General features: G+C 64.9%; 4 protein-coding genes. 3 read left to right on the top strand and 1 reads right to left on the bottom strand.

The features are described 5' to 3' along the window. Nucleotides 1-140 precede the first annotated feature (140 nt). The gene (gene hppD, locus ABWP09_RS12670; protein ID WP_353205492.1) at nucleotides 141-1238 is read right to left on the bottom strand and encodes a 4-hydroxyphenylpyruvate dioxygenase; all 1098 of its coding nucleotides are present in this window, start codon (nucleotides 1236-1238) and stop codon (nucleotides 141-143) included. A 56-nt stretch (nucleotides 1239-1294) separates the two neighbouring features. On the opposite strand from hppD, the gene ABWP09_RS12665 reads away from it, so the two are divergent. The 3 genes from ABWP09_RS12665 to ABWP09_RS12655 form a co-directional block, all read left to right on the top strand. After that, a complete protein-coding gene (locus ABWP09_RS12665; protein WP_353205491.1) occupies nucleotides 1295-1747 on the top strand; it encodes a MarR family winged helix-turn-helix transcriptional regulator in 453 nt (150 codons plus the stop codon). Nucleotides 1748-1822: 75 nt separating this feature from the next. Continuing rightward, nucleotides 1823-3892 (top strand): malate synthase G, encoded by a 2070-nt coding sequence (locus ABWP09_RS12660; protein ID WP_353205490.1) that lies wholly within the window; start codon nucleotides 1823-1825, stop codon nucleotides 3890-3892. A 113-nt stretch (nucleotides 3893-4005) separates the two neighbouring features. Then, nucleotides 4006-5295: autotransporter assembly complex protein TamA (locus ABWP09_RS12655; protein WP_502959799.1), on the top strand; the 1290-nt coding region annotated here is incomplete at its 3' end.

The raw sequence follows: 5295 nt of genomic DNA, 5'->3' as shown, positions 1-5295 counted from the left end.
AGCGAAGCTGGGGAGAGGGGCGGAAACGAGCGTCACGCTCGTGACATCGACCCCTCTCCCAACCTCCGCTAGGCCCCGCTGAAGAAGCGGGACCAAGCTGCGGTATCCCTCTCCCCTGTCCAGGGGCGAGGGAGAGTCGATTACGCCTCGACCTTGCCCGGCACGACACCGCGGCGGATCTGGTCGAGCTCGATGCTCTCGAACAGCGCCTTGAAATTGCCCTCGCCAAAGCCGTCATTGCCCTTGCGCTGAATGATCTCGAAGAAGATCGGGCCGACCATATTCTCGGTGAAGATTTGCAGTAGCAATCCGCCGCCGGTCTCGGGTGCGCCGTCGATCAGGATGTCGCGCTTGCGCATTTCCTCGACGTCGTGGCCGTGGCCGGGGAGGCGCGTGTCGATCAGGTCGAAATAGGTTTGCGGCGTCGTCTGAAAGCGGATGCCGTTGGCGCGCAGCGTATCCACGGTCTTGAAGATATCGTCGCTGGCGAGCGCCAGATGCTGGATGCCTTCGCCCTTATAATCCTTGATGAATTCCTCGATTTGGCTGTGCTCGTCCTGGCTTTCGTTCAAGGGGATGCGGATCTTGTCGTCGGGCGCGGTCATCGCCTTGGAGAAGAGACCGGTCGCCTGACCCTCAATGTCGAAATAGCGGATCTGGCGGAAGTTGAAGATGCGTTCGTAATAATCGGCCCAATAACTCATCCGACCGCGCTGGAGATTGTGCGTGAGGTGATCGAGCGTGTGGAGGCCGACGCTATGATCGTCGACGCCAGCGCCGGTGGGGGTGAAATCGGTGGCGTAGATGCGCGATGCTGCGTCGACGAGGTAGAGGTTGGCGCCGCCAATGCCTTCGATCGCGGGGATGGCGAGTTCGCCGGGGCCATGCTCGCCGGTGACTTGCGTCGCACCGCGTTCAAGCGCGAGCTTCACCGCGGCCGCACCGTCGGCGACGCGGAACGCCATCGCATTGGCCGAGGGGCCGTGTGCATTGCGGAAACCGGCGACCTGACCCGCTTCGTCCATGTTGAGCAGGAAGTTGATGTCGCCCTGCGCATAGCGGCGGACATTCTTCGATTTGTGCGTGCCGACATGGGTGAAGCCCATCTTCACGAACAGATCGGCCATCGCCTCCGGGTTTGGCGAGGTGAATTCGACGAATTCGAAGCCGTTCAGGCCCATCGGATTTTCGGGCTTTGTTTCGGATGGGGTCACGCTATCCACTCCAACTGGTTTCATCTGTAACGATATAGCGGGCTTGCGCGGACCCGTCCATCCCGTAACGTCGCGCCACCATGACGACACTCAAGCTCGACCGCTTCCTCCCCTATCGCCTGTCGATCGCGTCGAACCGCGTTTCGGCTGCGGTGGCGAGTATTTATCAGGCGCTGTTCGGGCTGAAAATTCCCGAATGGCGGCTGATCGCGGTGATCGCCGAAGGCGAGGGGGCGACGCAGCAAGCGCTGGGCGTGGCGACGCGGATGGACAAGGTGACGGTCAGCCGTGCGGCCGCGACTTTGGTCGAGCGCGGGCTGGTCGAACGGCGGCCCAATCCGGGGGATCAGCGCTCGCACCTGCTGATCCTGACCGCAGCGGGTCGCGCGCTGTATGAGGATGTTGCGCCGAAAGCCCTGGAACTCGAGGCGCAGGTCTTTGCCGGTTTCTCGCCACAGGAAATCGCGACCTTCGCCGCGATGCTCGAGCGGATCGAGGCGTCGGCCGCACCGTTCGATCCCGAACGGGGTTGATGCGGGCCGCCCTGCTGGCCTAAGCGCAGGCCAGCCCTCCCCAGGCCGCGTTCCCGTTTCCCAAGGAGGATATCCATGCCCGACATGCTCGACCGCGCCGGCCTTTCGGTCGCTGCTTCGCTCGCCAGCTTCCTCGAAGCGCGCGTGCTCCCGGGGCTCGGCCTTGACGCGGGCGTCTGGTGGCAGGGGGTGGCGGCGATCTACGCCAAGTTCGCGCCCGGGAATCGCGCGCTGCTGGCGGTTCGCGATACGCTGCAGGCCAAGATCGATCTGCGCTATCTGGCAGGGGAAGCGGTCGATGAGACGTTCCTGCGCGAAATCGGCTATCTCGTGCCCGAGCCTGCGCCCTTCACGATCGGCACCGAAAATGTCGATGCCGAGGTCGCGACGATGGCCGGGCCGCAGCTCGTCGTGCCGATCCTTAACGCGCGCTTCCTGCTCAACGCCGCCAATGCGCGTTGGGGGAGCCTGTATGACGCGTTCTATGGCACCGATGCGCTGCCGGGGATGGCGGTGCCGGGCGGCTATGATCCGGTGCGCGGGCGGCAGGTGGTGACCGCGGCCAAGGCGTTTCTGGATCAGGCGGTGCCGCTGGCGCACGGGCGCTGGGTGGATTTGCGCAACGATGATGCGCCGGTGTTGCGGGACCCCGCGCAATTGGTCGGACGCAAGGGCGCGTCCTATCTGTTCGCCAATCATGGTCTGCATATCGAGGTCGTGGTCGATCCGGCGCACCCGATCGGCCGCGACGATCCGGCGCATATCGCCGACGTGATCCTCGAATCCGCACTGACCACGATTTGCGATCTCGAGGATTCGGTCGCGGCGGTCGATGCCGAGGACAAGGTCGCGGCCTATGCCAATTGGCTCGGGTTGATGCAGGGAGCTCTGTCGGACACGTTCGACAAGGGCGGCACGTCGGTGACGCGACGGCTCAACCCTGATCGGGTGTATGACGATGGGCTGACGCTGCCGGGGCGGAGCTTGCTGTTCGTGCGCAATGTCGGGCATTTGATGACCAATCCGGCGATCCGCTTGCCCGACGGCAGCGAAGCACCCGAGGGGATCCTCGATGCGATCATCACCAGCACGATCGCGCTGTACGACCTTCGCAGCCTTGGGCAATTCAAGAACAGCCGCGCGGGTTCGGTCTATATCGTCAAGCCGAAGATGCACGGGCCGGACGAGGCGGCGTTTACCAACGCTCTGTTCGATGCGGTCGAGGATTTGCTGGGCTTGGCGCGCCACACGGTGAAGGTCGGTGTGATGGACGAGGAGCGGCGGACCTCGGCCAATCTCGCCGCGTGCATCCATGCGGTGAAGGACCGCGTGGTGTTCATCAACACCGGCTTCCTCGATCGCACCGGCGACGAGATGCACACCGCGATGCGTGCCGGGCCGATGATCCCCAAGGCCGAGATGAAGGCGAGCGACTGGATCAAGGCGTATGAGGATCGCAACGTCCGCATCGGCCTCGCCGCCGGCTTCGCGGGGCGGGCGCAGATCGGCAAGGGGATGTGGGCAGCACCCGACCGGATGGCCGACATGATGGAGCAGAAGATCGGCCACCCGATGTCGGGCGCGAACACCGCCTGGGTGCCGTCGCCGACCGCCGCGACGCTCCACGCGATGCATTATCACAAGGTTGACGTGTTTGCGCGGCAGGCCGAGATTGCCAAGGAAGCGGTGCCGGGGCTCGACCGGCTGCTCACCGTGCCGGTGGCGAGTGGACGCAACTGGACGCCCGACGAAATCCGCGCCGAGCTCGACAATAATGCACAGGGCATTTTGGGTTATGTCGTGCGCTGGATCGACCAAGGCGTGGGCTGTTCGAAGGTGCCCGACATCCATGACATCGGCCTGATGGAAGACCGCGCGACGTTGCGGATTTCGTCGCAGCATATCGCCAATTGGCTGCTCCACGGCGTTGCGACGCGGGCGGAGGTCGATGCGGCATTCGAGCGGATGGCGGCGAAGGTCGATGCGCAAAATGCGGGCGATCCGCTGTACCGGCCGATGGCGGGCAATCCCGACAGCCTCGCGCTGCAAGCGGCGCGCGCGCTGGTGTTCGAGGGTGTCGCGCAGCCCAATGGCTATACCGAACCGCTGCTGCATGCGTATCGGTTGCGCTTGAAGGCGGCGTAGGGAAACGATCTGCGGTTCGTGCGTTGTGGCGATACGTTACGGGCTGTCTGCGTGGCACCTGTGCTCTTAAGCGGGGACGCAGACGGTTGTTTTTGAATAGCTTTTCGACAGGTGTGATCGCCCTTGCGGCGGGATTGCAGCAGGTCCCGCCCGCTCTTGTCCCGACGCCACCACCGGTTGCGCAACCCGAACTGCCGATCGTGTCCGATGCGGCGTTCGACAAGGCGTTGCCGCCGCTGTCGAACGACATCAACGCGCCGCTCGAACCGATGACGGTCGCGCCGGAGGGGGCTGCTCCGGTAGCGCCGCCCGAATTGCGCGCGCCATTGCCTACGCTTGCGACCTTCGACACGACACCGCTGGTCGACGTGACGGTCAAGGACGCCAAAGCCCCCGACATTCGGAACGACACCGTGCTGCGCGGGTTCGACGAGATCGGGCTGCAGGGACAGTTCGATGGCCTCTCCGCGCTGAGCGGCGGCAGCGGCAAGGCACCCAATGCGACGGTGGTGTCGGCGCGCGCGCGCGAGGATGAAGCGCTGGCGGTGCGGCTGATGCAGTCGCGCGGCTATTATGACGGGACCGCGGTCTCGACGCTCGAAGTCATTCCCGGCGAGACGGCGCGAGTCCGCGCGATCGTCTCGGCGACGCCCGGTAAGCAATACACGCTCGGATCGATTGCCGTTCAGGCGCAGCCGACGATTCCGCCGGGGCTGGTCGAAAGCCAGCTGGCGCTCAAAATCGGCGATCCGATCGATGCTGCGCGGGTGCAGGGGGCGGAGGCGAACGTTGCGCTGATCCTGCCGCAACAGGGCTATCCCTTCACCAAGGTCGGGCAGCGCGACGTGTTGCTCGATGATCTGACGGGTACGGGTGCCTATACCCTGCCCGTCGAGATCGGCCCACGCGCGTCGTTCGGGACCTTTACCTCCGAGGGGCGGCTCGCCTTCGGGGCCGAGCATGTTAGCGTGCTGACACGCTTCAAGCCCGGCGAGCTGTACGACAATCGCAAGGTCGATGATTTGCGCGCGGCGTTGATCGCCACGGGTCTGTTTTCGACCGTTTCGGTCGAGCCGGTGCGGACGCGCAACCTCAACCCCGATGGGACCGAGCAAGTCAATTTGCTGATCGAGCAGGAACGCGGGCCGCCGCGCTCGCTCTCGGTCAGCGGCGGGTACAGCACCGGGCAGGGCATCCGGCTTGAAGGCGCGTTTACCCACCGCAACCTGTTCCCGCCCGACGGCGCGCTGATCGTGACGGCGGTGGCGGGGACGCAGGAGCAAGGCGCGAGCGCGACCTTCCGCCGCTCCAATGCCGGGCGCCGCGACAAGACCGTGACGTTTACGGCGGGGGCGAACCATTCGAACTATGACGCGTTCGATGCCTTCACGACGACGGTGTCA

The sequence above is a fragment of the Sphingomonas sp. genome, from assembly GCF_040398505.1.
In the GTDB taxonomy this organism is placed as follows: Bacteria; Pseudomonadota; Alphaproteobacteria; order Sphingomonadales; family Sphingomonadaceae; genus Sphingomonas.
Note: the sequence above shows the minus strand (reverse complement) of the source record. Positions and strands in the feature narration are given on the sequence as shown.